The 25571-nt window shown below is 67.7% G+C and carries 23 protein-coding genes and 1 pseudogene; 16 read left to right on the top strand and 8 right to left on the bottom strand.

Annotated elements, in window-relative coordinates:
• Positions 1-126 precede the first annotated feature (126 nt).
• The 3 genes from IBX22_RS23085 to IBX22_RS23095 are packed head-to-tail and all read left to right on the top strand — an operon-like array spanning position 127 to position 2648.
• Positions 127-651, top strand: coding sequence for a PH domain-containing protein (locus IBX22_RS23085; protein WP_194817571.1), 525 nt, complete (start codon positions 127-129; stop codon positions 649-651).
• A 10-nt stretch (positions 652-661) separates the two neighbouring features.
• On the top strand, positions 662-1339 hold the full coding sequence (locus IBX22_RS23090; protein WP_194817572.1) for a response regulator transcription factor: 678 nt from the start codon (positions 662-664) through the stop codon (positions 1337-1339).
• Between the two features lies 1 nt (position 1340).
• Entirely contained in the window at positions 1341-2648 is a 1308-nt protein-coding gene (locus IBX22_RS23095) for a HAMP domain-containing sensor histidine kinase (RefSeq protein WP_194817573.1), read from the top strand.
• On the opposite strand, the gene IBX22_RS23100 is transcribed toward IBX22_RS23095, so the two are convergent.
• Positions 2645-3193 carry a GtrA family protein gene (locus tag IBX22_RS23100; RefSeq protein ID WP_194817574.1) on the bottom strand — a complete coding sequence of 183 codons (549 nt, stop codon included), beginning with the start codon at positions 3191-3193 and terminating at the stop codon, positions 2645-2647. The genes IBX22_RS23095 and IBX22_RS23100 overlap by 4 nt on opposite strands.
• Positions 3194-3283: 90 nt before the next feature.
• Between IBX22_RS23100 and IBX22_RS23105 the strand changes: the two genes are divergently transcribed.
• The 6 genes from IBX22_RS23105 to IBX22_RS23130 all read left to right on the top strand — a co-directional run bounded on the left by IBX22_RS23105 (position 3284) and on the right by IBX22_RS23130 (position 13781).
• Entirely contained in the window at positions 3284-4456 is a 1173-nt protein-coding gene (locus tag IBX22_RS23105; protein WP_194817879.1) for a 5-(carboxyamino)imidazole ribonucleotide synthase, read from the top strand.
• Entirely contained in the window at positions 4438-4959 is a 522-nt protein-coding gene (gene purE, locus IBX22_RS23110) for a 5-(carboxyamino)imidazole ribonucleotide mutase (protein WP_194817575.1), read from the top strand. The genes IBX22_RS23105 and purE overlap by 19 nt, the downstream gene beginning before the upstream one ends.
• Positions 4959-5627, top strand: coding sequence for a TetR/AcrR family transcriptional regulator (locus IBX22_RS23115; protein ID WP_194817576.1), 669 nt, complete (start codon positions 4959-4961; stop codon positions 5625-5627). Before purE ends, IBX22_RS23115 begins: the two co-directional genes overlap by 1 nt.
• Before the next feature lie 138 nt (positions 5628-5765).
• Complete coding sequence (locus tag IBX22_RS23120; RefSeq protein ID WP_194817577.1) at positions 5766-6926, top strand: acyl-CoA dehydrogenase; 1161 nt, start codon at positions 5766-5768, stop codon at positions 6924-6926.
• A gap of 506 nt (positions 6927-7432) precedes the next feature.
• Positions 7433-8098 carry a DUF6875 domain-containing protein gene (locus IBX22_RS23125; RefSeq protein WP_194817578.1) on the top strand — a complete coding sequence of 222 codons (666 nt, stop codon included), beginning with the start codon at positions 7433-7435 and terminating at the stop codon, positions 8096-8098.
• Between the two features lie 22 nt (positions 8099-8120).
• Positions 8121-13781: a non-ribosomal peptide synthetase gene (locus IBX22_RS23130; RefSeq protein WP_194817579.1), complete on the top strand. Its 5661-nt coding sequence runs from the start codon at positions 8121-8123 to the stop codon at positions 13779-13781.
• On the opposite strand, the pseudogene IBX22_RS23135 reads toward IBX22_RS23130, so the two are convergent.
• Positions 13774-14070, bottom strand: a pseudogene (locus IBX22_RS23135) (GNAT family N-acetyltransferase); the annotation flags it as partial. The gene IBX22_RS23130 and the pseudogene IBX22_RS23135 overlap by 8 nt on opposite strands.
• A gap of 51 nt (positions 14071-14121) precedes the next feature.
• Entirely contained in the window at positions 14122-15480 is a 1359-nt protein-coding gene (locus IBX22_RS23140; RefSeq protein ID WP_194817581.1) for an FAD-binding oxidoreductase, read from the bottom strand.
• A gap of 208 nt (positions 15481-15688) precedes the next feature.
• On the opposite strand from IBX22_RS23140, the gene IBX22_RS23145 reads away from it, so the two are divergent.
• Both IBX22_RS23145 and IBX22_RS23150 read left to right on the top strand, forming a co-directional pair.
• Positions 15689-16000 carry a hypothetical protein gene (locus IBX22_RS23145; RefSeq protein ID WP_194817582.1) on the top strand — a complete coding sequence of 104 codons (312 nt, stop codon included), beginning with the start codon at positions 15689-15691 and terminating at the stop codon, positions 15998-16000.
• Between the two features lie 56 nt (positions 16001-16056).
• Positions 16057-16524 (top strand): GtrA family protein, encoded by a 468-nt coding sequence (locus IBX22_RS23150; RefSeq protein WP_309234742.1) that lies wholly within the window; start codon positions 16057-16059, stop codon positions 16522-16524.
• On the opposite strand, the gene IBX22_RS23155 is transcribed toward IBX22_RS23150, so the two are convergent.
• From IBX22_RS23155 to IBX22_RS23165, 3 genes are read right to left on the bottom strand one after another with little or no spacing between them, the layout of a single operon-like run.
• Positions 16521-17159 carry a Type 1 glutamine amidotransferase-like domain-containing protein gene (locus IBX22_RS23155; RefSeq protein WP_194817584.1) on the bottom strand — a complete coding sequence of 213 codons (639 nt, stop codon included), beginning with the start codon at positions 17157-17159 and terminating at the stop codon, positions 16521-16523. The two genes, IBX22_RS23150 and IBX22_RS23155, sit on opposite strands and share 4 nt — an antisense overlap.
• A complete protein-coding gene (locus IBX22_RS23160; protein WP_194817585.1) occupies positions 17159-17989 on the bottom strand; it encodes a maleylpyruvate isomerase family mycothiol-dependent enzyme in 831 nt (276 codons plus the stop codon). Before IBX22_RS23160 ends, IBX22_RS23155 begins: the two co-directional genes overlap by 1 nt.
• Positions 17986-18447 (bottom strand): HIT family protein, encoded by a 462-nt coding sequence (locus tag IBX22_RS23165; RefSeq protein WP_194817586.1) that lies wholly within the window; start codon positions 18445-18447, stop codon positions 17986-17988. Before IBX22_RS23165 ends, IBX22_RS23160 begins: the two co-directional genes overlap by 4 nt.
• Positions 18448-18727: 280 nt before the next feature.
• Here IBX22_RS23165 and IBX22_RS23170 point away from each other — a divergent pair, with 280 nt between their 5' ends.
• The 4 genes from IBX22_RS23170 to IBX22_RS23185 all read left to right on the top strand — a co-directional run bounded on the left by IBX22_RS23170 (position 18728) and on the right by IBX22_RS23185 (position 22271).
• Positions 18728-19846: a Re/Si-specific NAD(P)(+) transhydrogenase subunit alpha gene (locus IBX22_RS23170; RefSeq protein WP_194817587.1), complete on the top strand. Its 1119-nt coding sequence runs from the start codon at positions 18728-18730 to the stop codon at positions 19844-19846.
• Positions 19846-20163, top strand: coding sequence for an NAD(P) transhydrogenase subunit alpha (locus tag IBX22_RS23175; RefSeq protein WP_194817588.1), 318 nt, complete (start codon positions 19846-19848; stop codon positions 20161-20163). Before IBX22_RS23170 ends, IBX22_RS23175 begins: the two co-directional genes overlap by 1 nt.
• A 2-nt stretch (positions 20164-20165) precedes the next feature.
• On the top strand, positions 20166-21584 hold the full coding sequence (locus IBX22_RS23180; RefSeq protein WP_194817589.1) for an NAD(P)(+) transhydrogenase (Re/Si-specific) subunit beta: 1419 nt from the start codon (positions 20166-20168) through the stop codon (positions 21582-21584).
• Between the two features lie 198 nt (positions 21585-21782).
• The gene (locus tag IBX22_RS23185; protein ID WP_194817590.1) at positions 21783-22271 is read left to right on the top strand and encodes a hypothetical protein; all 489 of its coding nucleotides are present in this window, start codon (positions 21783-21785) and stop codon (positions 22269-22271) included.
• Positions 22272-22309: 38 nt separating this feature from the next.
• Here IBX22_RS23185 and IBX22_RS23190 read toward each other — a convergent pair whose 3' ends face one another.
• Together IBX22_RS23190 and IBX22_RS23195 are read right to left on the bottom strand one after the other, a co-directional pair.
• Complete coding sequence (locus IBX22_RS23190) at positions 22310-23530, bottom strand: MFS transporter (RefSeq protein ID WP_194817591.1); 1221 nt, start codon at positions 23528-23530, stop codon at positions 22310-22312.
• 94 nt (positions 23531-23624) lie between these two features.
• The gene (locus IBX22_RS23195) at positions 23625-24482 is read right to left on the bottom strand and encodes an SDR family oxidoreductase (RefSeq protein ID WP_194817592.1); all 858 of its coding nucleotides are present in this window, start codon (positions 24480-24482) and stop codon (positions 23625-23627) included.
• Between the two features lie 80 nt (positions 24483-24562).
• Between IBX22_RS23195 and IBX22_RS23200 the strand changes: the two genes are divergently transcribed.
• Entirely contained in the window at positions 24563-25558 is a 996-nt protein-coding gene (locus IBX22_RS23200) for an AraC family transcriptional regulator (RefSeq protein ID WP_194817593.1), read from the top strand.
• Positions 25559-25571: the final 13 nt, after the last annotated feature.

Consider the following 25571-nt stretch of genomic DNA (forward strand, 5'->3'; position numbering starts at 1 on the left):
GGACAGAACTTGGAAGTGCAAGAGCTTGCCGACGCGAACGAGATCGACCGTCGCAGGGGAACGATTGTGCAGCACGCCGGGGTCGGTGTCAGGCATTCTGGCATCTTCGAGCGGTAGGGTTCGATCATGGGTTCCCCTGAGGAGGCGCTGGCACCGGATGAGCAGCTCATCCTGCATCGGCATCCGCATTGGAAGATGCTGTTCTGGCCCGTCGTGACGCTGGTCCTGGCCACCGCGGTCGCCGGATTCGTTGGGGGACTTGCCTCCCGGAAGGTCGAGGGTTCCGCGCGCACGGTGGTGCTGCTGGTGATCCTGGCGCTGTGGATCGCGATTCTGGCCTGGCGCAGTATCGCGCCCATGCTGGCGTGGAAGTCGACGCACTTCATCGTCACCGATCGCCGCGTGCTGGTGCGCCAGGGCGTGCTCACACACTCCGGCATCGATATCCCGATGAGCCGGATCTCGAGTGTGCAGTTCCGGCACGGGCTCGGCGACCGGCTGCTGGGCACCGGCACCCTGATCATCGGGTCCTCGTCGGAGGAGCCGCTGGAGTTCGACGACATCCCGCAGGTGCAGGAGGTGCACAATCTCCTCTATCACCAGGTATTCGATGAGGAGCGCCACAACGGCGTCGGGCATCGGGGACCGTAACCTATTCCCTATGACCGCCGTACTGCTGGCCGAGGACGACGAGGCCATCGCCGCACCGCTTTCCCGGGCGCTGGGACGTGAGGGGTACTCGGTCACCGTCGAGAGTTTCGGCCCCGCCGTACTGCAGCGCGCGCTGGAGGGCGGGCACGATCTGCTCATCCTCGATCTCGGGTTGCCGGGGATGGACGGGCTCGAGGTGTGCCGCCAGGTCCGTGCCCGCGGCGCCGATCTCGCCGTGCTGATGCTCACCGCGCGCACCGACGAGGTCGACTTTGTCGTCGGGCTGGACGCGGGCGCCGACGATTACGTGGGCAAACCGTTCCGGCTCGCCGAGTTGCTGGCCCGGGTGCGAGCCCTGTTGCGCCGCAGCGGAATCGGCGACGAAGCGGTCGAGGTCGGCGGGATCCGGCTGGAGCCGGCCGCGCGCCGGGTCATGGTCAACGGCGTCGAGATCGGCTTGGCCAACAAGGAATACGAACTGCTCAAGGTGCTGATCGACCGGGCCGGTCAGGTGGTGCCGCGCGAGACCATCCTGCGCGAGGTCTGGGGCGACGCGGAATTGCGCGGCTCCAAGACCTTGGACATGCACATGTCGTGGCTACGCCGCAAGATCGGCGACGAGGGACCGATGGCGGAGCGCCGCATCGTCACCGTGCGCGGTGTCGGTTTCCGGCTGAACACCGACTGACGTGCGCCGCCGAATCCTGCGGTCCATGCTCACCGTGCTGACCATCACCACGGTGGTGCTCGGTGTGCCGCTGACCTATACGGCGTGGCTGTGGGTGGAGGACATCACCCGTACCGATCTGCGCGGCCGGTTGGACCGGATCGCGGTGGAGGTGATCGCGCAGGAGCAGGCCGACGGCCTGGTGCGCGGCGGCCTCGATATCCGGACGGTGCGGCCGCTGGTGCCCAAGGACGGCAAGCTCACCATCGTCTATCCGACCCCACAGGACAGTGCCTCGCGGATCGATATCGGCGCCGACGCGGTCGCGGATCCGCTGATGGAGTCGCTGGCCATGGGCATTTCGGGATCACTGCGGCTGGAGGTGCCGAGCGGGCCGATGCACGCCAAGCAGCGGCAGGCGGTCGCGGCGGTGGCGCTGGCGGTGCTGGCTTCGCTGGGTGCCGCGGTGGCGGTCGCGGTGGTGACCGCGCGCCGGGTGGCCGATCCGCTGCGCGATGTGGCGGCGCGGGCCGCGCGGCTGGCGATGGGTGACTTCCGGCCCGATCCGCGCCGGCACGGCATCTCCGAACTGGATCGCGTCTCCGATGTGCTGGACTCGGCGACCGTGGAGATCGCCGGACGATTGCAGCGCGAGCACGCACTGGTCGCGGATGTCTCGCATCAGTTGCGGTCCCGGCTCACCGCGGTGCGCTTGCGCCTGGACGAGTTGTCCACGCACACCGATCCGGAGGTCGTGCACGAGGCCGAGGAGGCGATGGCGCAGGTCGACCGGCTCACCGAGGCGATCGACGATCTGGTGCGCGCCTCCCGCGACGAGGACGCCGCGGACCGCGATCCGATCCCGGTGATGGACGAACTGCGCGGTGTCGTCGCGGAATGGCGGCATCCGTTCAGTGACGTGGGCCGGGAGCTGGTCCTCACCGGCGACAAGATGCTGACGGCGCCGATCACCGCGCAACGGCTGCGGGAGGCGGTCGCGGTGCTGGTCGACAACGCCCTGATGCACGGCGGCGGGACCTGCACGGTATCGGTGCGCACGGTCCGCCCCGGGAATGCGCGCGAGCCACTGGTGTGTGTGGAGGTCGCCGACGAGGGCGAGGGCGTGCGGGACGAGCTCGCGCCACACATCTTCGATCGTGGTTTCTCGGCCGGTGGATCGACCGGTGTGGGCCTTGCGCTGGCCCGGGCACTCATCGAGGCCGATGGTGGGCGATTGGAGCTGCAGCGGCGCAGGCCGGCCCTGTTCGCGGTGTTCCTGGGCGCTTCGGCGCCGCGGATATCGAACGCGGTGATTCCGGAACCGCGTTAGCTGTGGCCGAGCTGCTCCTGCTCGATCAGGAACTCGTCCTCGAACTCCTCGACCAGCTGGTTCATCTCGTCGGGGAAGACCCAGCGCCGCATGGCCCAGAACCGGAACGCCATCTGCAGCAGATTGCCGATGACGAACGCGCTGATGAAGTCGGCGATGTTCTCGACCATCAGGCTGACATCGGGAACGCGCAGGTCGAAGACGTAACTGGAGACCCACAGCGGGAGGAAGCTCAGCACCACGCCGACGCCGCTGACGCCGAAGAACAGCAGGGCTTCGTGATGACGTTCGCGTCCGCCCCGGTTCCGGAACGACCATTCACGGTTGAGAATGTAGGACGCGATGACGGCGATGACGCCGGAAATGATCTTGGCGGTGACCGGCTTCTCGGTCAGCACGGTCAGCTTCAGGAAGTAGAAGATGCCGCTGTCGATGACGAACGTGATGCCCCCGACGATGGCGAACTTGATCAGCTCGTGGTGGCGGAAAGCGATCTCCGCCAGGGGTCTGGGGAGAACGTTGACCACGCCGTCGACGAATGACACAAGGATCGAGTGTACCGGTAGCGATCATTCCCTCCCGACATGACAAGATTCCGTGACGTGACCCCCGCACGATTCTCCGATCAATCTGCTATGCCCACCGTGACCATGGTCGGTGGCGGTCAGCTCGCGCGGATGACCCACCAGGCGGCGATCGCGCTCGGGCAGCGGCTGCGGGTGCTCGCCGAGAATCCCGATGATCCGGCCGCTCAGGTCAGCCCCGAGGTGGTGCTCGGCAGCCACACCGATCTGGCCGCGCTGCGCAAAGCGGCGACCGGGTCGCACGCGCTCACCTTCGATCACGAAGGCGTGCCGACCGAGCATCTGGAAGCGCTGGTCGCCGAGGGCGTGAACGTGCAACCGCCGCCGTCCGCGCTGGTGTTCGCGCAGGACAAGCTGGCGATGCGCGTCAAGCTGTCCGGGCTGGGTCTGCCGGTGCCCGCGTTCACCGCGGTGACCACGGTGGCCGATGCGGTGCGCTTCGGTGACGAGCACGGCTGGCCGTTCGTGCTGAAGGCGGTGCGTGGCGGTTACGACGGGCGCGGAGTGTGGATGCCGGAGGACGCCGCGGCGACCGAGACCATCGTGACCGAGCAGCTCGCGCGCGGCGTGCAGTTGCTGGCCGAGGCGAAGGTGGACCTGAAGCGCGAACTGTCGGCCATGGTGGCGCGCTCGCCCTATGGTCAGGCCGCGACCTGGCCCGTCGTCGAAACCGTGCAGCGCAACGGTCAGTGCGCCGTCGTCATCGCGCCCGCACCGGGCTTGTCCGAGGCCAAGGAGACGCAAGCCGAATTGCTGGCGCTGAACCTGGCGAAGGAACTCGGCGTCGTCGGCGCGATGGCCGTGGAGCTCTTCGAAACCCACGACGGCGAACTCCTGGTCAACGAGCTCGCCATGCGCCCGCACAACTCCGGCCACTGGGGCATGGACGGCGCCCGCACCGGCCAGTTCGAACAGCATCTGCGCGCCGTCCTCGACTACCCGCTCGGTGACACCAGCCCGCTGGCCCCGGTCACCGTGATGGCCAACATCCTCGGCGCGCCCGAGGCGCCGGCGATGTCGATGGACGAGCGCCTGCACCACCTGTTCGCGCGACTGCCGCAGGCGAAGGTGCACATGTACGGCAAGAGCGAACGCCCGGACCGCAAGATCGGGCACATCAACGTGCTCGGCGACGACGTCGCGGTGGTGCGAGAGCAGGCAGAGCGAGCGGCGCACTGGATGTCGCACGCGGTTTGGACCGACGGATGGGACCCCCACCAGTGAGTAATCTTGGACCGCAGGTCGGCCTGATCATGGGCAGCGACTCCGACTGGCCCACCATGGAAGCCGCCGCGGAAGCCTTGGCGGAGTTCGGTATTCGCTTCGAGGTCGGCGTCGTCTCCGCCCACCGCACCCCCCAGCGCATGCTCGACTACGCCCGCGACGCCGCCGGCCGCGGCATCCAGGTCATCATCGCGGGCGCCGGCGGCGCCGCCCACCTCCCCGGCATGGTCGCCTCCGCCACCCCCCTCCCGGTCATCGGCGTCCCCGTCCCCTTGAAATACCTCGACGGCATGGACTCCCTGCTCTCCATCGTCCAAATGCCCGCCGGCGTCCCGGTAGCCACCGTCTCCATCGGCGGCGCCCGCAACGCGGGCCTGCTCGCCGTCCGCATCCTCGCCGCCCACGACCCCGAACTCCGTTCCCGCATGGAGCAATTCCAAGCCGGCCTGGAAAAAATGGTCCTCGAAAAGGACCAGGCCCTCCGCACCAAACTCCTGGGCTAATGAGCACCGACGACGCCGCGCAGTTCCGGCTGGCGGTGGTGGATCAGGCGTTGCGGTTGTTCGCCGAGAAGGGGTATGAGGCGACGACTGTCGACGAGATCGCGGAGGCCGCGGGGATCAGCAGGCGGACGTTCTTTCGGCAGTTTCGGTCGAAGGAGGATGTGATCTTCGCTGATCACGAGTCGCAGTTGGCGCGGGCGGCGGCGGATTTGGCGGCGGCGCAAGGGGATCCGTGGGATGCGGTGTGCGCGGCGGTGGTGGGGGTGTTCGAGCGGTTCACGCAGTGGCGGGAGATCGCGGCGCGGCGGTATCGGGTGGTGCGGCGGGTGCCGGCGTTGCGGGAACGCGAGATCGTGACGGTGTTCCGGTATGAGCGGTTGTTCACCGATTATCTGCGGGAGCGGTTGCCGGAGTCGCCGGATCTGGCGCGGGTGCAGTTCACGGCCGCGGTGACGGCGACGCACAACTATCTGCTGCGGCGGATGGTGCGCGGGGAGTCGGATGCGGGGGCCGCGGATTTGCGGGTGGAGCTGGCGGCGATTCCGCGCGGGCCGGGGGCGGCGCGCTCCGCCGACGAGATGGTGGTCGCGGTGTTTCCGCGGGACATGCCGTCACGGCAGGTAGCCGATCTTGTGGCGCGCAAGCTGGGTACGCTGGAATCTGATTAAACGTGTGAACTGACACTCAGTGCCACGAAGAATCTGCATGTAGTTCCCAAGCGCACGCGTATACTCGAACCTAACATGGCACTCAGTGCCTACTAACTTTCAGCAAGCTCTGCGTTGACGACCCAGGAGTGTGCCCCCATGGCGGGAAACCCGGATTTCGATCTGTTCAAGCTCGAGGACTTCCACGACGAACTGCGCGCGGCGATCCGCGGGCTGGCGGAGAAGGAAATCGCCCCGCACGCCAAGGATGTGGACGGCAACTCCCGCTTCCCGCAGGAGGCGCTCACGGCGCTGAACGCCGCCGGCTTCAACGCCGTGCACGTGCCCGAGGCTTACGGCGGCCAGGGCGCCGACTCGGTCGCCACCTGCATCGTGATCGAAGAGGTCGCCCGCGTCTGCGGTTCCTCCTCGCTGATTCCCGCGGTCAACAAGCTCGGCACCATGGGCCTGATCCTGAACGGCTCGGAAGAGCTGAAGCAGAAGGTGCTCGCCGACCTCGTCGCCGGCAAAATGGCCTCCTACGCGCTGTCCGAGCGTGAGGCCGGCTCCGACGCCGCCTCCATGCGCACCCGCGCCAAGCAGGACGGCGAGGGCTGGATCCTCAACGGCTCCAAGTGCTGGATCACCAACGGCGGCAAGTCCGATTGGTACACCGTCATGGCGGTGACCGACGCCGACAAGGGCGCCAACGGCATCTCCGCGTTCATGGTGCACAAGGACGACGAGGGCTTTGTCGTCGGACCGCTCGAGCACAAGCTGGGCATCAAGGGTTCCCCGACCGCCGAGCTGTACTTCGAGAACTGCAAGGTCCCGGGCGACCGCATCATCGGCGAGCCGGGCACCGGCTTCAAGACCGCACTGCAGACCCTGGACCACACCCGCCCGACCATCGGCGCGCAGGCCGTCGGTCTCGCGCAGGGCGCCCTGGACGCCGCGATCGCTTACACCAAGGACCGCAAGCAGTTCGGCAAGACGATCGCGAGCTTCCAGAACACCGAGTTCATGCTGGCCGACATGGCGATGAAGATCGAGGCCGCGCGCCTGATGGTCTACACCTCGGCCGCCCGCGCCGAGCGGGGCGAGAAGAACCTGGGCTTCATCTCCGCCGCCGCCAAGTGCTTCGCCTCCGATGTGGCCATGGAGGTCACCACCAACGCGGTGCAGCTGTTCGGTGGCGCCGGCTACACCACCGACTTCCCGGTGGAGCGGATGATGCGCGACGCCAAGATCACCCAGATCTACGAGGGCACCAACCAGATCCAGCGCGTCGTCATGTCGCGCGCGCTGCTGCGCGGCTGAGCCCAGGTTCGGCTGCGCAATCAGCTTTCCGACCGAGTGGTCCGGGGCGAATTAGTCTCGGGCCACTCGGTTTTTTTGTGCCCGGATCTCGAACGTTGCGGGAGCGCAATAATTCCGATGCCGATAAGTTCTTTATTCGTGTCCTTCTAAAGCAGTTCCAGCGCTGCGAAGACAATGGTTTACCGAGTCGGTAGCGCGGGTGAACCCCTGCGGGGTTAGGGAATACGGCAGGAAATGACCTTGGCCGCGAGATGGCCAGTGACCTGGCCATTCTGAGTATTTCGAGAAAACTTGGCGGCGCGTTACAGATTCCGGTCGGCGAATTTTGCGAATCCCTGCCCCCAAAATTAGGGACCTGATAATGGGTGTGAATCGGCATCAGAAGGGTGGATACTCGACTTCGTAACGTGACGAGGTGACGTATGACCAAGATCGTTATCGGACCGCGGTCGGGGATGAATTGGATCCCGCTGTCCATGAGCGATTTACCCTGCCCATTCACGAGAGTGACGGTGGATATTGTCCGCGGGTGGGCCGAAGATCATTTGACCGAGCACACGCCCGCGCTCGGCCGGGACGGGCCCGTGTGCCCATATGTCGGACCATCAATCCGGCGCGACCTGATGTGGATCGGGCAGATCCCCGGCGCACAACCGCGGCCGTCATTCGTGCGGCAGGTGCTCGCCGACGCGCTGGAGCTTTTTCCCGAGTTGCCGCCCACCGAGGGCGGGGCGGCGGTGCTGCGCACGCTGATCACCGTGCTGCCCGATGTGCGTGATTACACGCTCATCGATGAGCTGCACGCGGAACTCAAGACCGAGTTCGTTGCGCAAGGCACCATGCTCGGCCAGTTCTATCCCGGCTGCGACCAGCCCGGACTGTGGAACAAGGACTTTCGGCCGTTGGATGCGCCGATCGCGATGCTGGTGGTGCGGACCATGATGACCACCGACTTCCCGTTCCTGCTGGCGCGGCCGGAATGGATGACGGCCTACGTGAAGAAGTTCGCGCCCAGCCTGCCCGCGCACGTGCGGCACGCCGTGGTGAGCCGATTGACCGCGCCGCAGGGTAGCGACGTCGCGGCCTATGAACTGCAACCCGACCCGGCGCCTGCCGCGCCCGGCCGGACCAATGGCAAACCGGTCCATGCCGGACCGCGTCGCGCCGACTAGATTTTTTTGGGGGGAACACCTGATGACGCACGGATTTTCGTCTACCCGCGGCTCGGATTCCGGAATCCGCACCGAGTTTCCGCTGGGGCCCGCGCAGCTCGGCTTCTGGTACGCCCAGCAGTTGGACCCGCAGGTGCCGCTGTACGAGGCGCAATACATCGAGATGCGCGGGCCACTGGAGGTGGACACGCTGTTGCGGGCCACCCGCCGGGCGGGACGCGAAATAGGTTCGGTGCTGGTGCGATTGGTGCAGCGCGCGGATGGTCCGCATCAGGTGGTGGACACGCGGCAGGAGCCGCTGGTCATTTACCGGGATTTGCGTGCCGCAGCCGATCCGGAGGCCGAAGCCATGGCCTGGATGCGCTCGGATGTGGCTGCGCCGATAGATCTTTCGGCGGATCGACTCGCACTGATCGCGGTGTTACGGGTCGGGCCGGAGCGGGTGCTGTCGTACTCGCGCATCCATCATGTGGCGCTCGATGGGTTCGGCTCGGTGACGATGTTGTACCGGGTGGCCGAGATCTACAACGCCGAACTCGCGGGGGTGGAGCCGAAACCTGCTGCGGCGGCTGATCTTTACGAGGTCTATCGCGCGGAGATGGACTATCGCGCGTCGAGCCGATTCGATTCCGATGCCGCCTACTGGGCCCAGCGGGTCGCCGGGATGCCCGAGCGCTGCAGCCTGGTCGAAGCGGCGGCGCCCGCGCGGGCGCTGGCGCAGCAGCATCGAATGATGCTGTCGCAGGGGCATACCGAGCTGCTCGTGGCCGCCGGGGAGCGCTTCGGTGTGGGTACGCCCGCCCTGGTGATGGCCGCGCTCGCCGCCTACTACGGCCGGTTGACCGGCCTGCCGGAAGTGGTATTGAGCCTGCCGGTCTCCGGGCGCACCACCGCCATGCTGCGGCGCTCGGGCGGAATGCTCGCCAACATGGTGCCCCTGCGTCTGGACGTCACCGAGCGCCGCACCGTCGGCGAGGTGCTCGATGCCATTCGGCTCGAGGTGTCGGGTGCGCTGCGGCATCAGCGTTTTCGCTACGAGGAGATGCGTGCGGCCGCCGACCCGGACGCGGCGGGTGGGCGTGGAGTGGTCGGGCCGGTGGTGAACATCGCGCTCTTCCCGACCGAGGTCGACTTCACCGGCGTCGACACCGACCTGGAGGTACTGACCTCGGGGCCCATCGAAGACCTCTTCGTCAACTTCTACCAGCACGGCGCGCACAGTCCGCTCCATCTGGACTTCCACGCCAACCCCGACCTGTACGACGAGGTTTCGCTGGCCAGGCATCATCAGCGTTTCCTGCGAATGTTCCGGTCGCTGCTCCTTGCGGGCCCGGAAACCCCGGTGCGAGAACTGAACTGCTTTCTGGACGACGAAATTCGGCTGCTCGAAGGAATGCGCGGCGACCCGGCACCCCCACCGAAACTGCTTCCCGAGTTGCTGAACGAGGGCATGCGGGCGGTGGGCAAGCATGCCCCGGCGGTGGTCACACCCGGCTCGCACCGGGTCCTGACGTACGGCCAACTCGATGTCCAGGCCGATCGTCTCGCCCACACCCTCGCCGGCTTCGGCGTGGGCCCGGAGTCCAGTGTGCTGGTCGCGCTGCCCCGATCGGTGGACGGTGTCGTCGCGTTCTGGGGTGTGGCGCGCTCCGGTGCCGCCTATGTGCCCGTCGGCACGGGCAACCCGACCGAGCGGATCGCGCGGATGGCCGCCGAATCCGGTGCACGGCTGGGGATTACGGTGTCCGCGCACCGTGCGGCCCTGCCTTCGGACGTGCGGTGGATCCTGCTCGACGAGCTGGATCTGTCCCGCGCCCTCGATATTTCGTGGCAACCGCCCTCGCCACATCCCGGCCACTCGGCGTATATCGTCTTCACCTCCGGCTCGACCGGTGTTCCGAAGGGCGTCAACGTAACCCATGCCGGATTGGCGGGACTCGTTGCCGCCGTGCGGAATTCCTACCGAGCCGAGCCCGGTTCCCGGGTCCTGCACTGCCTCAACCCGAGTTTCGATGCGGCCCTGCTGGAACTACTGGTGGCCTACACCGCGGGGGCGACCCTGGTAATCGCCGAGGGCGAGGTGCTGACCGGCTCCGACCTGGCCACCGTGATCGCCGAAAACGCCATCACCCACCTGTGTTCCACACCGGCCGTGCTCGCTACGCTGCCCGAGGGCGCCCTCGACGGGATCCAGGCGGTCTCCACCGGTGGCGAGGCCTGTCCACCGGAGGTGGTGGCCCGTTTCGCCGCAGGCCGGATGCTGCTGAATTCCTACGGGCCCTCCGAGTCCACGATCGCCGCGACCTTCACCGAACCCATGGCGGTAGGCCAACTCTCGGGCCTCGGCAACCCGGTGCCCGGGATGGTCATGCTGGTCCTCGACCGTCGGCTGCGTCCGGTGCCGCTGGGCATGCCCGGCGAGCTGTACCTGGCCGGGCCTGCCCTGGCCCGCGGGTACGCGGGCCGATCCGTGCTGACCGCCGAACGATTCGCGGCCAACCCCTTCGGTGCGCCCGGCGACCGCATGTACCGCACCGGAGACCTGGTCCGCTGGCACGCGCAAGCCTCGACCGAGGGGGGCGCACCGATCCTGGAGTATGTGGGGCGCACCGACTTCCAGGTGAAGCTGCGTGGTGTACGGGTGGAACCCGGTGAGGTGGACGCGGTGCTGGCCGCCCATCCCGAGGTGGAAGCGGCGGTGACGGTGGCGCGGGCCGGTGCGGCCGACACGATGGTGCTGGCCTCCTACGTCGTGCTCCATCATCGCCGAGATAGCCAGCCGGGCAACCGAATCGATGTAGCGGCGGTGCGCGAGTTCTGTGGTCGCAGGCTGCCCGCGCACATGGTGCCCAGCACGATCACCGTGCTGACGGAGCTCCCGCTGAGCGGCAACGGCAAACTGGACCGCCGTGCGCTGCCCGCACCGGAGGTCCGGTCCGGCCGCTACCGCCCGCCGGCCACTCGCACCGAACGCGCCATCGCCGATACCTTCGGTGAACTCCTCGGCGTTCCGCGCGTCGGCCGGGACGACAATTTCTTTGCCCTCGGCGGCAATTCGCTGATCGCGATTCGGTGCGTGGCCCGGCTCGGCGCGGAGCTCAGCACCCGGATCTCGGTCCGGACGGTCTTCGACGCACCTACGGTGGCCGAGCTCGCGCAGGCCGTGCGTAGCGCCGGCACGCGGCGGGGCCCGCGCCCCGGCCCACGCATCCGGCCGGCACGAATCCCGCTGTCGGCGGCGCAGCGGCGCATGTGGTTCCTCAACCGATACGACCCCGGTTCACCTATCTACAATGTGCCTATCGCCGTGCGACTTTCGGGCCTGCTGGATCCAGAGGTCCTGCACTGCGCGATCATCGACGTGCTGGCCCGCCATGAGGCGCTACGCACCAGCTACCCGGTCGGCCCCGACGGCGAGCCCTACCAGCACGTCCTCCCGAAACCCGCTGTCGGTATGCCGATCTCGGAGATCGACTCCGCACAGATCGGCGACCAGGTGGCCCGCGTGACCGCCACCGGCTTCGACCTGACCACCGAACTACCGGTGCGCGTCGCCCTGCTGCGGATGACGCCCCGCGAATCGGTGCTGGTGGTCGTGCTGCACCACATCACCTCCGACGGCTGGTCGCTGGCACCCATGACGCGTGACCTCATGGTCGCCTTCGCCGCCCGCCGCGCCGGCGTCGAACCGCAATGGCCGCCGCTGCCACTGCAATACGCCGATTACGCGCTGTGGCAGCACGAATTGCTGGGCGAGGACCGCGATCCGGCGAGTGTGGCGCATCGGCAACTCGACTACTGGCGTGCCACCCTGCACGGCATCCCCGCGGTGTCGGCGCTGCCCAGCGATCACCCACGGCCGCGGGTCCTGACCCATCGCGCGGGCCGGGTCGAATTCGCGATCGATTCGACTGTGCGACAGCAGATTCAGCGCACCGCCCGCTGGTACGGGGCGAGCACCTTCATGGTCGCCCATGCCGCGCTCGCCGTGCTGCTGGCCCGGCTGTCCGGTGGACCGGAGGTGGCCATCGGTTCGGTGGTCGCGGGCCGCGGCGATGGCGAATTGGACGACCTGGTCGGCATGTTCGTCAACACCCTGGTGCTGCGCAGCCGGATCGAGTCCGGCCAGAGTTTCGAAAGTGTCCTGGCGGCAATCAAGAACGTCGACCTCGATGCTTTCGGCAACGCCGACCTGCCCTTCGAACGACTGGTGGAACACCTCGCCCCGGCCCGCTCCACCGCGCACCACCCGCTGTTCCAGGTGCTGCTGGTGTTCCAGAACTTCGACCGGGAACCGGTCAGCCTGCCCGGCATCGATATCCGTCCCCTCCCGCAGCCCACGGTGGGAGCGAAATTCGACCTCGAATGGATGCTGGCGGAGGAGGTCGACGAGCACGGTGCACCCACCGGTATGACCGGCAGTCTCACCTTCGCGCTCGACCTGTTCGAGCCCGCGACCGCACAAACCATGGCGGACAGGTTCGTTCACCTCCTCGATATTCTCACCGCGAACCCGGCCCTGGTCGTGGACGATCTGGATGTCACCGCGCCACCCGGCACCGTCGTCTATCCCGCCCCGCCGATGCCCGTGCACCGCAACGATCTTCCGTACCGGCCACCGGTCGGCCCGGCCGAACAGGCGATCGTCGCGGCCTTCGAGGCGGTGCTCGGCGCGGACCGGATCGGCCTGGACGACAACTTCTTCGAACTCGGCGGCACGTCCATGGTCGCCACCCGCCTGATCACCGAAATCCGTGCGCGCCTGGGCTTCCCGATGCCGATGCAATGGATGTTCGGCGATCCGACCCCCGGTGCGCTGGCGCGGCGCATGACCGAGGAACGCCCGGAGGTGGATCCGGCGTTGCGCACCGTCCTGCCGTTGCGCCCGCGCGGCACCGGCCCGGCACTGTTCTGTGTGCACCCCGCCATCGGATTGGCCTGGGGCTATGCGGGTTTGCTGCAACATCTGGACGGCGACTACCCCGTGTACGGCATTCAATCGCCCGGGATTCGCGGCCCCGAACCGGAACAGCCCCTGGCGGCGCGGGTCACCTACTACGCCGACGAGATCCAGCGCACCCAGCCCCACGGCCCCTACCGGCTGTTCGGCTACTCCGCGGGCGGCCCCATCGCGCACGCGCTCGCGGTGGAGCTGCAGCGGCGCGGCGAGGCGGTATCGACCCTGGTCCTGATGGACGGCCGCGCCGACCCCGAACCCGAAAGCGCCCAGTATCTGGCGCCACCGGAGGTACTGCTGGTGGAATTCGGCGGCCTCGACCCAGCCGAAATCGGTTACACCCCAGGCGAACCCGATGCCGCGCCGCCCACACCCGCCAGGCTGGGGCCGCTGACTGCCCGCGCCGCCGAACTACTGCGCGAATCGGCGAGCACGCTGTCCACCTTGACCGCGAAAGACCTGGAAAACCTCTACACCGACTACCGAAACCTGATCCGCCAGGCCGCCTCCTACCGTCCGGAACCCTTCGACGGCGACCTGATCTTCTTCAGCAGTAACAACGCTCACCCGGACTACACCCCGAACGTCGTCACCTGGCGCCCCTACATCACCGGCGAGATCATCGACCATCAGACCGGGTTCGAGCACCACAAAATGGCCACCCCCGCAGCCAACGCCGTCATCGGTCCGATCCTCGCGGCGCACCTGGCGGAGCCGATCAGCTGACCAGGTCGGCGTACTCCTTGTGCTCGGCGATGTACTTCTCGACATACCAGCAGGTCGGGACGATCGAGAAGCCCTTGTCGCGCGAATCCTCGAGCGCGAACTCGACCACCTTCGCCGCCACGCCCTGGCCGCGGAACTCCGGGAAGGTCATGGTGTGGTGGAAGTCGCGGACTTTCGCGCCTTCACGCTCGGCGTAGTCGGCGTACCCGGCGAGGGTGTCGTCGATGTAGATCTCGAAACGGGTGTCGGCGACATTGTGCTCGAGCCTGGTGGTCATGAGATGAGCGAACTCCTCGGGGTGGGTAAGTCCTGCGGACGGGTTTTGCTCCGTGAGTGTAGGTCAGAGGATGGAACCCGGATTCAGGATGCCTTGTGGGTCCAGCGCGTCCTTGATGCGACGAGTCAGGTCCATCACATCCGGGCCGAGTTGGTTCGGCAGCCAGGCCTTCTTCAGACGGCCGACGCCGTGTTCGCCGGTGATGGTGCCGCCGAGTTCGATGGCCAGATCCATGATCTCGCCGAACGCCTTGTGCGCCCGCGCCGTGTTGTCGGCGTCGGTGGGGTCGTGCACGATCAGCGGGTGCGTGTTGCCGTCGCCGGCGTGCGCGATCAGTGACACCAGCACGTCGTTGCGGGCGGCGATGGCGGCGATGCCGGTGATCAGGTCACCGAGCCGGGGGAGCGGTACGCCGACATCCTCGAGCAGCAGCGGGCCGATCTTCTCCACCGCCGGGATGGCGAAACGCCGTGCGGCGGTGAAGGCTTCCCCTTCCTCGGCGTCATCGGTGCGGAAAACCTCGGTGGCTCCGGCCTTTTCGCAGGCCTCGAGCATGATCTGGGCTTCCCGGGCGGCGAACTCGCCGGGGGCGTCGGAACGGGCCACCAGCAGCCCGGCGGCATTGCGGTCCAAGCCCATTCGCATCTCGTCCTCGACCGCGTTGATCGCGACCGAGTCCATGAATTCGAGCATGGACGGGCGCAGCGTGCCGGTGATCGCGAGAATCGCCTCGGTGGCCGCGGTCAGCGTCGCGAAGCTCGCGACAACGGTGCTCTGCGGCGGTTGCGCGGGCAGCAGGCGCAGCGTCAGCTCGGTGATGATGCCGAGCGTGCCCTCGCTGCCGACGAAAAGTTTGGTCAGTGACAGCCCCGCCGAATCCTTCAGCCGCGGACCGCCGAGTCGCACCACCTTGCCGTCGGCCAGAACGACTTCCATGCCGAGCACGTAGTCGGTGGTCACGCCGTACTTCACACAGCACAGGCCGCCAGCGTTGGTGGCGGCGTTGCCGCCGATGGAGCAGAACTCCAACGACGACGGGTCCGGCGGATACCACAGCCCGTGCTCGGCGACCGCCCGCTTCACCTCGGCGTTGAACAGGCCCGGCTGCACCACCGCGGTCCGGGTGACCGGGTCGACGGTGATGTCGCGCATCCGCTCGGTGGACAGCACGATCCCGCCGTTCAGCGCGGTCGACCCGCCCGAGAGCCCCGAGCCCGCACCGCGCGGCACCACCGGAACCCCGTGCTCGCTCGCCCACCGCAGTGTGGCGACCACATCCTCGGTCGTGCGCGCCCGCACCACCGCCAGCGCTGTGCCGGCCTCCGGATCCAGCGCCCGGTCCTGCCGGTAGGACGCGAGCAGATCCGGGTCGGTGAGCACGGTGCCGTCGGGGAGCCGGTCGATCAGGTCATGCAGGTCCACGGGGTAAACGCTAGTCGCTCGCGGGGACGGTCGAATTGTGGGCTTACCGGAAATCGCCGACCCGGTTACGGTGGTGCCGGGATGTGCTGTGCGAGTGGCCCGGTGGAGCGCCGGAAACCGCGACGTCGGAATTCCCGGTTCAGGGTCGGGGGACCGCTGAGAGATCGAGTGGCGCGCGCGTGCGCCGCGACCGGGAGGGATCACCGTGATGCAGGCCGAATCGCCGAACTACCGCGAGTCGGTGGCCGCGCTCTTCGCCGACGAGTTCGCCGAGGGCAGCGTCGACGTCTCGGCGTTGCGGCGCATCCACGCGGGGGAATTCGGGGAGTGGCTCACCGCGCTCGACCGGTCCGGATTGTTCGGCAAGGACGCGCTCACGACCATCGGCGACCAGTGGCGCGGTGACCCGCGGCTGCTGCTGGACGCGCTGCTCAGCGATTCCGACGATGTGACCCGGCGGCGCTGGCTGATGGCATGGTCGGCGCTGGACCGCCCGGAGCCGCTGGGCCAGATCGGCTGAGCCCGGGTTTGCTCGCTGCTCACCTTCTCGTCATCTCACGCTGGCAGCGTGGACCTGTGCTCGAGACGGCTTCCACCGACACCCTCGCGGACCGGTTCACCCGGGCCTGCGCGGCGGCCGTCGCCCGGCTGCCGTGGGGCCTGAATCGTTTTGTCGCCCCGACCTTCCTGGGCTTCGCGCTGATCAACAGCTTCACCTTCGCGGTCGATCTGGCCCTGCTCACGCTGTGCCGCAGCGGGCTCGGCCTGCCGCTGTGGTTGTCGATCACCGTGGGATATCTGTGCGCGTTCGGCCTGGCGTTCGTGCTGAACCGGACGTTCAACTTCCACTCGCACGCCCCGGTCGGCAAGCAGGCCGCGGTCTACGTCGTGGTCGTGATCATCAACTACCTGGCCTTCATCCTCGGCGTCGGTACCGGCCTGACGGCCCTCGGCCTGGACTATCGCCTGTCCCGGCTGCTGGCGGGCGCTTGTGAGGCGGTCTACATGTACTCGGCGCTGCGCTGGGTTGTGTTCCGCCGCTAGGGAAGTACTTCCAGACGGTCCCCGTCGACGACGACCACACCGTCATCGGTGAGGGGCCAGTGCGGGATCCCGGCGGCCCGGTAGTCGGCGACGAGCCGATTGCCGAAGTCGGCGGGATCGAGGTCCGAACCCACGTGCGGGACGATTCGGTGGTCGACCAAACCCAGTCCATCCCAGCGTGTTTCGATCCCGCAGGCGCTTTGCACCTCGGCCGGGTCGTCACTGGATTCCAGTCCGTGCAGATCCGGCGTCAGCAGGCAGGCGCCCGCGCTGTACCCCGAGTAGACCAGCGCGTCCTCGGCCAGCAGCCGGGGCAGCACGACATCGGCTCCGCTGCGGGCGAATTGGGCACGCAACACGAAGGTGTTCCCGCCGCGCACCCACAGCAGCGGAAACTCCCGCAGTGCCCGCTCCAGTTCCGTTGGCTGCGCGAGGAAGTCGCGCAGATCCAGCACCTCCGGCGTGTATCCGAGCTTGCGCAGCGGCACGAAATCGCTGGTGACCGCCGACTCCCAGGCATCCGGCCAGGCGTCACAGGCGTTGGGGATCACCGCGACCCGTCCGGGCTCGCCCACTAACGCGGCGAGCCGGTCGGCGTGCGCCCCGAATCGATAGCTGGCCAGGAACAGCCGCATCAGAGGGTGAAGGCCAGACTGCGGACCAGCCTGTTCCCGAGCTCCTCGTCGCCACTGATCTCGATCTCGTCCAGGTGTTCGTCAGCGGTGGCCCGGCCGCCACCCAGACGCACGAAAAGTCTGGAGTCCAAACGGATCTGCACCGTGGGGGGCTCGTCGAAGGCGTCCACGTAGCCGGCTCGCCCGGCGACCTGAATGCGCAGGGGCCGGGCATGCGGGCCGGTCAGTTCGAACAAGATCCGGGAACCTTCCGGGGCTTTGCCGAGTTTGCCGACCGCGCGCGGCACGGAGACAAGGAATTCTTCGAATGCCACCGCACCCCGCTTGCCGCCCTCCTCGACGCTGACGCCGAGCGCGTCGGCCAGGTCGAGTTCGTGCATCCAGCAGTCGAATAACCGCACTCGCATGAACCGCCCGTAGGGCACCTGCCCGATCGGTGACTGCGTCGGCACGGTCCAGGCCTCGGTGCTCATCTCCGACAACGCTTTCCGCCGCCGGTCGGTCACCTCGTCATAGAGTTCGAACAACCGAGCGCCGGACAGCGGCCGCAGCCGATCGATCCAGATCTCGTTGAGCACCGCGATCTCGTTGCGCACATGCGGCAGCGTCCGTACATCGGTCTTGGGCCGCATCGGATCATGCTGCGGCGGTTGCTCCCCGAGCAGCCAGGATTCGGTGCCGGCTACATGCGCGACCACGTCGAACACCGTCCAGCCGGGCAGCGGCGACGGTGTGCGCCAGCGGTCTTCGGGCAGATCGGTGACCAGCGCGGCGATGGCGTCCCACTGCTGCGACAGCAGTGTGGTCAGCTCGGCTCGATCCAGCGTCATGCCTGGGTCCCTTCCACGGGGTCGGTGTCTTCGGTTGCCAGCGCGGCGATTCCGGTGCGGATCGCGGCGGCGGTCCCCTCCGGATCATGCGGGCGGCGCAGCAGCAACCCCTTGGCGAAACTCAGTTTGTCGCCGTTGCGGCGGGGGATGACATGCAGGTGCACGTGCGCGACGGTCTGAAAGGCGGCCTTGCCATCGTTCATCACCAGATTCGCGCCGTTGGCGGCGAGGGTACTGCGGCGCATGGCCAGCGCCAGCCGGTGTCCGGCGCGGAAGATGCGCGCCCCGGTTTCGGCGTCGAGGTCTTCGAGTTCGGCGGCGTGCGCCTTGGGAATGATCAGTGTGTGACCGCGGGCGATGGGCCGAATGTCGAGAAACGCACACAGGGTGTCGTCCTCGTAGACCTTTGTCGCCGGCGCGGTACCCGCCACGATGCGGCAGAAGACGCAATCCTTCACGAGCCAGACCATACGGCGTACGACGGGAACTCGACAGTCCACGGCATGATGCGCGTCACGCTGGGCAGTCCTGACCTGGTGAACCGCCCATTCAGCGGATTTCGGACACTGCTTGTGATGGGCATCTCAACTACCCTCACTGCAACCCGGGTACAGTTGCGAGGATTTGGGCGAACTTACTCACAAGTAGCATCGTCCAGCCCTCGTTTGGCGGCGTAGTTGCCCACCAGCAACTCGTCGTAGGTAACGCTGAGCCAGTTCGAGTAAGGAAGTCTGACAAGTGGAGACAACGCAAAACGTAGGCGATTCGTCGCCGCGCGGAGCGCGTGTCGGAGTCGTTCGCGAGACCACCGCGGGCGAACGACGTGTCGCATTGGTGCCCAAAATCATTCCGTCCCTGGTCAAGCAGGGCGTAGAGGTTGTCGTGGAGGCCGGCGCCGGACTCGGCGCGCTCATCCCCGACGAGGCCTACGTCGCGGCCGGGGCGAGCATCGGCGACCCCTGGTCGGCCGAGGTGGTCGTCAAGGTCGCCCCGCCCTCCGACGCCGAGGTGGCGAAGCTGTCCGACGGGCAGACGCTGATCGGGTTCCTCGCGCCGCGCAACGCCGAGAATCAGATCGGCGCGCTGAAAACCGCGGGCGTGCAAGCCTTCGCGGTCGAGGCGATCCCGCGCATCTCGCGCGCCCAGGTGATGGACGCGCTGTCCTCGCAGGCCAACGTCGCCGGCTACAAGGCCGTGCTGCTCGCGGCCTCGGAATCGACTCGCTTCTTCCCGATGCTCACCACCGCCGCGGGCACTGTGAAGCCCGCGACCGTGCTGGTGCTCGGCGTGGGTGTCGCCGGTCTGCAGGCGCTGGCTACGGCCAAGCGGCTCGGCGGGCGCACCACCGGCTACGACGTGCGGCCCGAGGTCGCCGATCAGGTGCGTTCGGTCGGTGCGCAGTGGCTCGACCTCGGCATCGACGCCGCTGGTGAGGGCGGCTACGCCCGCGAGCTCACCGACGAGGAAAAGGCCAAGCAGCAGCAGGCTTTGGAGGATGCGATCAAGGGCTTCGACGTGGTGATCACCACCGCGCTCGTCCCCGGCCGTCCAGCTCCGCGCCTGGTCACCGCCGCCGCTGTGGAGGGCATGAAGCCCGGCAGCGTGATCGTCGACCTGGCCGGTGAGACCGGCGGCAACTGCGAGCTGACCGAGCCCGGTCAGACCGCGGTCAAGCACGAGGTCACCATCTGCTCGCCGCTGAACCTGCCCGCGACCATGCCCGAGCACGCCTCGGAGCTGTACTCGAAAAACATCGCGGCACTGCTGGAACTGATGTTGGTGGACGGCAAGCTCGTCCCCGACTTCGAAGACCAGGTGCTCGCCGATTCCTGCGTTACTCGTGAGGTGGACGCCTGATGTACACCGGACTTCTGGCCAATATCGCGATCCTGGTGCTGTCCGGGTTCGTGGGCTTCGCCGTCATCTCCAAGGTGCCCAACACCTTGCACACCCCGTTGATGTCGGGCACCAACGCCATTCACGGCATCGTCGTGCTCGGCGCGCTGGTCACCCTGGGCAAGATGGAGGACCCCTCCATCGGCATCCAGATCATTCTGTTCGTGGCGCTGGTCTTCGGAACCCTGAACGTCATCGGTGGTTTCGTGGTGACCGACCGCATGCTCGCCATGTTCAAGGGCAAGAAGGCCGCCGCGGTCGAGAAGGCGGAGAAGTAGCCATGGATTATCTCGTCAATATTCTCTACATCATCGCCTTCGGCATGTTCATCTACGGCCTGATGGGCCTGACCGGGCCGAAGACCGCGGTGCGCGGCAACTGGATCGCCGCGGTGGGCATGTTCCTCGCGGTGGTCGCGACGCTGATCTCGGTGCGCGACACCAGCAATTGGATCCTGATCGTCGCGGGCCTGGTGGTCGGTGTCGCGCTCGGCGTGCCGCCCGCGCAGCGCACCAAGATGACCGCGATGCCGCAGCTGGTCGCCGCGTTCAACGGCGTCGGCGGTGGCACGGTCGCGCTGATCGCGTGGGCCGAGTTCCTCGACACCACCGGCTTTTCCGCCTTCAAACACGGCGAAGAGCCGACCGTGCACATCATCGTGGGTTCGCTGTTCGCGGCGATCATCGGCTCGATCTCGTTCTGGGGCTCGCTGATCGCGTTCGGCAAGCTGCAGGAGATCCTGCCCGGTAGCCCGATCGGTGTCGGCAAGCTGCAGCAGCCGCTGAATCTGCTGCTGCTCGTCGTCGCGGTGGGTGCCGCGGTCGTCATCGGAATCGGCGCCGCCGACGGTGGCGCGCCGTGGTGGTGGATGGTGCTGCTGCTGGTCGCGGCCGGCATTCTCGGCCTGATGGTGGTGCTGCCGATCGGTGGCGCCGACATGCCCGTGGTCATCTCGCTGCTGAACGCGCTGACCGGTTTGTCCGCCGCCGCAGCCGGTTTGGCGCTGAACAACACCGCGATGATTGTCGCGGGCATGATCGTCGGCGCGTCCGGCACCATCCTGACCAACCTGATGGCCAAGGCGATGAACCGGTCCATTCCGGCGATCGTGGCCGGCGGGTTCGGCGGCGGCGGTACCGCGCCCGGCGCCGGTGGCGGCGAGGCCAAGCAGGCCAAGGCCACCTCGGCCGCCGACGCCGCGATCCAGATGGCCTACGCCAACCAGGTCATCGTGGTGCCCGGGTACGGCATGGCCGTCGCGCAGGCCCAGCACGCGGTCAAGGAGATGGCGGCGCTGCTCGAAGCCAAGGGCGTCGAGGTCAAGTACGCCATCCATCCGGTCGCCGGTCGTATGCCCGGGCACATGAACGTGCTGCTGGCCGAGGCCGAGGTGTCCTATGACGCGATGAAGGAAATGGACGACATCAACGGCGAATTCGGCCGCACCGATGTGGCCCTGGTGATCGGCGCCAACGACGTTACCAACCCGTCGGCGCGCGAAGACGCCTCCAGCCCGATCTACGGCATGCCCGTGCTGAATGTGGATCAGGCCAAGAGCGTCATCGTGCTGAAGCGTTCGATGAACTCCGGTTTCGCCGGTATCGACAACCCGCTGTTCTACGCCGACACCACCTCGATGTTGTTCGGTGATGCGAAGAAGTCCGTCGGTGCGGTCACCGAGGAATTGAAAGCGCTGTAGATCGTTTTACGAGGCGGCCCTTCGCTTTCGCGAGCGGGGGGCCGCTGTCGTATGTTCCGAGAGCTGCCCGAGAGACGCATGACCACGCCGCCGAATTTCCCGTATCAAGGTCACCCCGGACCGGTGAATCACGGTCCGTACCAGGGATATCCGCCCGCTTTCCCGCCGCCCGTGCCGAGCAGTACACGGGAGCAGGTGATGAGCTGGCTGAAGGTGCTCGCGCCGGCGGTGGTGCTCTTTCTGATCGCCGGTGTGGTCTGGCTGGTGTACGCGACCGGCAAGCCGGCCGAGGTCGGCCAGTGCGGGACTTTGTCGGGCAGCAGTGCGGCCGCGGAGTTCGAGCTCGCGGACTGCGGCGATCCCGAGGCCAACTATGTCGTCGCGGAACAGCTCGACGGAGCCGATTCGGACTGCGCGACAGCGGATTACACCAGCTACCACCGGGATGGCAGGCGGGGATACACCCTTTGCCTGCGCCTGAACGCCGAGGAAGGCGACTGCTTCGCGGGCGGCCGGTCCCGCCCGACTATCAAGGTGGAATGCACCGCGGCCGCGGACTTCAAGGTCGACAAGATTGTGCGGGGCGTCGCCGCCAGCTCGGCCTGCGGACCTGTGGGTTCCGAGCAGAACACTTACCTCTACCCGGAGCCGGAGCCGATCACCCTCTGCCTGGGCGCCCCGAAGTAATCTGCGTCGTTGCGCCGTCGGCTTGATGGAACTCCGCCTCACGCGCTGATCTTGGATTTCGGCGGTGCCACGACTCCGGCTTTCCAGCTGCACAGCAGCAGGAGCAGGAGCGGGGCGGCGAGAGCCGTGGTGAGGGGGACCAGCGCCGTGAGCCAGCCGATGATGGCAGGACCGGCGAGCAGGCCCAGGTAGCCCAGGCTGAAGACGCGGGACATGTCGGTGGCGGCGGTGCTGGAGCCGAGATTGCCTGCGGCGGTGAAGATTTGGGGGATACCGCCGGAGAGGCCGATACCGCACAGGGCCCAGCCCAGCAGGGTCAGTGGGACCCACGGAGAGGCGATGACCACACCGAGGCCGACCGCGCAGATGAGACTGCCATAGCGGACCACCGCCACGCGGCCGAAGGCGCCCGCGATGCGGTCGGTGGCGAAACGGCCCGCGGTCATGGTGAACGAGAAAGCCGCGAAAGCCAGTGCGGCGGTAGCTTCGTCGGCATCCAGGTGTTCGCGGACCTGCAAGGCGCTCCAATCCGCAGCGGCCCCTTCACACAGCAGCAACACGAACGCGATCAAGGCCAGCGCCATCACTTTCCGGGTGCGCTCCGGCACCCGGCTCCACCCGGTCGGTTCCGCTTCGTCCTGAGGTGCGGGCCTGCCGTCGGCGACGACCTCCGGGGTGGTCGAGCTGGTATCGCGGAGCAGCAGCGGCACCAGCGCGGCGGTGAGCGCCAAACAGGCGACCGCCGCCACGCCGAGCGTGAGACGCACATCCCAGTCGGCACGCTGGGCGGCGGCGCCGAGCACCGAGCCGAGGAAACCGCCCGCGGAGAACAGGGCGTGGAAGGCCGACATGATCGGCCGGCCATACGCCCGCTCGACGTGCACGGCCTGGGTATTCATCGAGACGTCGAGCGCTCCGTTGCCGAAACCGAAGCAGGCCAGCGCGATGGCGAGGGCGACCGGCCCGGTGGCCAACCCGGGACCGATGACCGTCGCGGCGGTGATCGCGGCGGCCGCACCGACCAGGGTGCGGCTGCCGAACCGATCCGCCAGCGGGCCCGCGATCCGCATCCCGATGATCCCCGCGCCCGCGAGCATCAGGATGAAAGTCCCCAGAGTGGATTTCGCGACGCCCGTCCGGTCGGTGATGACCGGAATGTGCACCACCCACAGTGCCAGCAGGAACCCGTTGAGCGCGAACACCGTGAACACCGCCACCCGGGCCCGCCGCATCGGACGCTCGATCATCGAATCCAGCATCACTCGACGGTACCGACCCGGGAAATCCGCCGAGGTGGAAGCGCCGACCGGCGGCCCGCCTGCGCAGGGCGGGACCGCCGCATTCGAGTTCTGCTCAGCGCACGGGTGCTTCTTCGACGGACCACACACCGCTGGCGGCGGTTTCGGCCGCGTAGGCCCGGAAGTCCTTGGGGGCGCGGCCGAGTGCGCGCTGGACGCCGTCCGCGGGGGCGGAGTTGCGGCCGTCCAGGATGGTGCCGAACAGGTAGTCCAGCAGGCTGACGGCATCGGCGGGAACCTGGTATTCGGTCAGGCTCGCAACGAATTCCGTGCGGGTGATCGGGGTGAAGGCGATGTCGCGGCCGGTGGCCTCGGCGATCTCGGCGGTGGCCTCGGCGAAGGTCAGGGCGCGGGGGCCGGTGAGTTCGTAGAGTTCCCGGCTGTGGCCTTCGCCGGTGAGCGCGGCGACCGCGACGTCGGCGATATCGTCGGCGTGCACGAACGGTTCCGGGACGTCGCCGTTGGGGAGCGCGACGTGGCCGCCGAGGATGTAGTCGGTGAAGGCGCCTTCGCTGAAGTTCTGGGCGAAGAAGCTGCAGCGGACGATGGTCCAGTCGAGGCCGGACTGCTGCACGATCTCCTCGCACTCCACGGCCTCGGGTTCGCCGCGGCCCGAGAGCAGCACCAGCTTGCCCACACCGCTGTTCTTCGCGGCGGTAGTGAAGGCCTGGATGACATCGGGCGCGCCGGGCACGGCGAGGTCGGGCTGGAAGGCGACGTAGACGGTGTCGATGCCGGACAGTGCCGCGGACCAGGTGTCGCGGTCGGTCCAGTCGAAGGGGATTTCCGCTGTGCGGGAGCCGATCCGGACCTGGTGACCGGCCTGCTGGAGGCGGGCCGCCACGCGGGCTCCGGTCTTGCCGGTGCCGCCGGTGACGAGGATCTGGGGCTGGTTTGCGTCGTTGAATGTCATGGCTCAAGTACATCGCCGCGGGCCCGGACTCGACATAGTCGAGCCGCTCATGATCATGCGCGTGCGTCTAAGGTGGAGGTGTGGATGCGCTAGCCAGCCTGCTCGAAGGGCCACGCGCCCGAGGTGCTTTCGTCATGTGCTCACTGCTGGATCCGCCGTGGTCGCTGCGTATCGAGGACGAGGCGCCGCTGACGGTGGTGTCGATGATCCGCGGTACCGCCTGGATCGTGCCGGACGCGCCCAAGCGGGGCGCGAATACCGGTGCCGCCGGGCAGAATTCGACGAGTCCGCGGCAGCTCGCCGCCGGCGACGTCGCGATTTTCCGTGGACCGCAGCCATATACGGTCGCCGACGACCCGGCCACCGCGCCGCAGATCATCATCCACCCCGGCCAGGTCACCAAGACCCCCGACGGTGAAATCCTCTGCGAGACACTGAGCCTCGGCACCCGCCAATGGGGTACCGACCCGGACGGCGCCACCATGGTCGTCACCGGCACCTACGAGTCCGCGGGCGCGGCCAGCCAGCGCCTGCTGCGGGCATTGCCGCCGATCATCGTGCTGCCGCACGGCGATTTCGACGCCCGCCTGCTCGACCTGCTCGCCGACGAAGCCACCAAGGACGAACCCGCCCAGAGCGCGGTGCTCGACCGCATGCTCGACCTGGTCCTGATCGCCGCGCTGCGCGCCTGGTTCGCCCGCAACGACGCCCCCGCCTGGTACCACGCCTACAGTGACCCGCTGGTCGGCAAGGCCCTGCGCCTGCTGCAGCACAACCCGGCGCACGGCTGGACCGTCGCGAGCCTGGCCGAAGCCGTCGGGGTGTCCCGCGCGGCGCTGGCCCGCCGGTTCACCGATCTGGTCGGCGAGCCGCCGATGGCGTTCCTCACCGAATGGCGGCTCGCCCTGGCCGCCGACCTGCTGCAGGAGACCGACGCGACCATCGAATCGATCGCGGGCAAGGTCGGTTACGGCAGCGCCTTCGCGTTGAGCGCGGCGTTCAAACGGCACTTCGGGGTGAGCCCGCGCGACCACCGGCAGGGTACGACCCCGGCTGAGCTATCGTCTGCCGGGTGAGCAAGCAGTATCC

Source organism: Nocardia sp. XZ_19_385, assembly GCF_015355755.1.
GTDB lineage: Bacteria > Actinomycetota > Actinomycetes > Mycobacteriales > Mycobacteriaceae > Nocardia.

Coding starts and splice junctions, on each gene's coding strand:
- IBX22_RS23190 (WP_194817591.1), bottom strand. CDS start 23,530: ATGCTGGATTCGATGATCGAGCGTCCGATGCGGCGGGCCCGGGTGGCG.
- IBX22_RS23090 (WP_194817572.1), top strand. CDS start 662: ATGACCGCCGTACTGCTGGCCGAGGACGACGAGGCCATCGCCGCACCG.
- IBX22_RS23155 (WP_194817584.1), bottom strand. CDS start 17,159: ATGCGGCTGTTCCTGGCCAGCTATCGATTCGGGGCGCACGCCGACCGG.
- IBX22_RS23130 (WP_194817579.1), top strand. CDS start 8,121: ATGACGCACGGATTTTCGTCTACCCGCGGCTCGGATTCCGGAATCCGC.
- IBX22_RS23085 (WP_194817571.1), top strand. CDS start 127: ATGGGTTCCCCTGAGGAGGCGCTGGCACCGGATGAGCAGCTCATCCTG.
- IBX22_RS23180 (WP_194817589.1), top strand. CDS start 20,166: ATGGATTATCTCGTCAATATTCTCTACATCATCGCCTTCGGCATGTTC.
- IBX22_RS23195 (WP_194817592.1), bottom strand. CDS start 24,482: ATGACATTCAACGACGCAAACCAGCCCCAGATCCTCGTCACCGGCGGC.
- IBX22_RS23120 (WP_194817577.1), top strand. CDS start 5,766: ATGGCGGGAAACCCGGATTTCGATCTGTTCAAGCTCGAGGACTTCCAC.
- IBX22_RS23145 (WP_194817582.1), top strand. CDS start 15,689: ATGCAGGCCGAATCGCCGAACTACCGCGAGTCGGTGGCCGCGCTCTTC.
- IBX22_RS23185 (WP_194817590.1), top strand. CDS start 21,783: ATGAGCTGGCTGAAGGTGCTCGCGCCGGCGGTGGTGCTCTTTCTGATC.
- purE (WP_194817575.1), top strand. CDS start 4,438: ATGGGACCCCCACCAGTGAGTAATCTTGGACCGCAGGTCGGCCTGATC.
- IBX22_RS23160 (WP_194817585.1), bottom strand. CDS start 17,989: ATGACGCTGGATCGAGCCGAGCTGACCACACTGCTGTCGCAGCAGTGG.
- IBX22_RS23115 (WP_194817576.1), top strand. CDS start 4,959: ATGAGCACCGACGACGCCGCGCAGTTCCGGCTGGCGGTGGTGGATCAG.
- IBX22_RS23175 (WP_194817588.1), top strand. CDS start 19,846: ATGTACACCGGACTTCTGGCCAATATCGCGATCCTGGTGCTGTCCGGG.
- IBX22_RS23105 (WP_194817879.1), top strand. CDS start 3,284: ATGCCCACCGTGACCATGGTCGGTGGCGGTCAGCTCGCGCGGATGACC.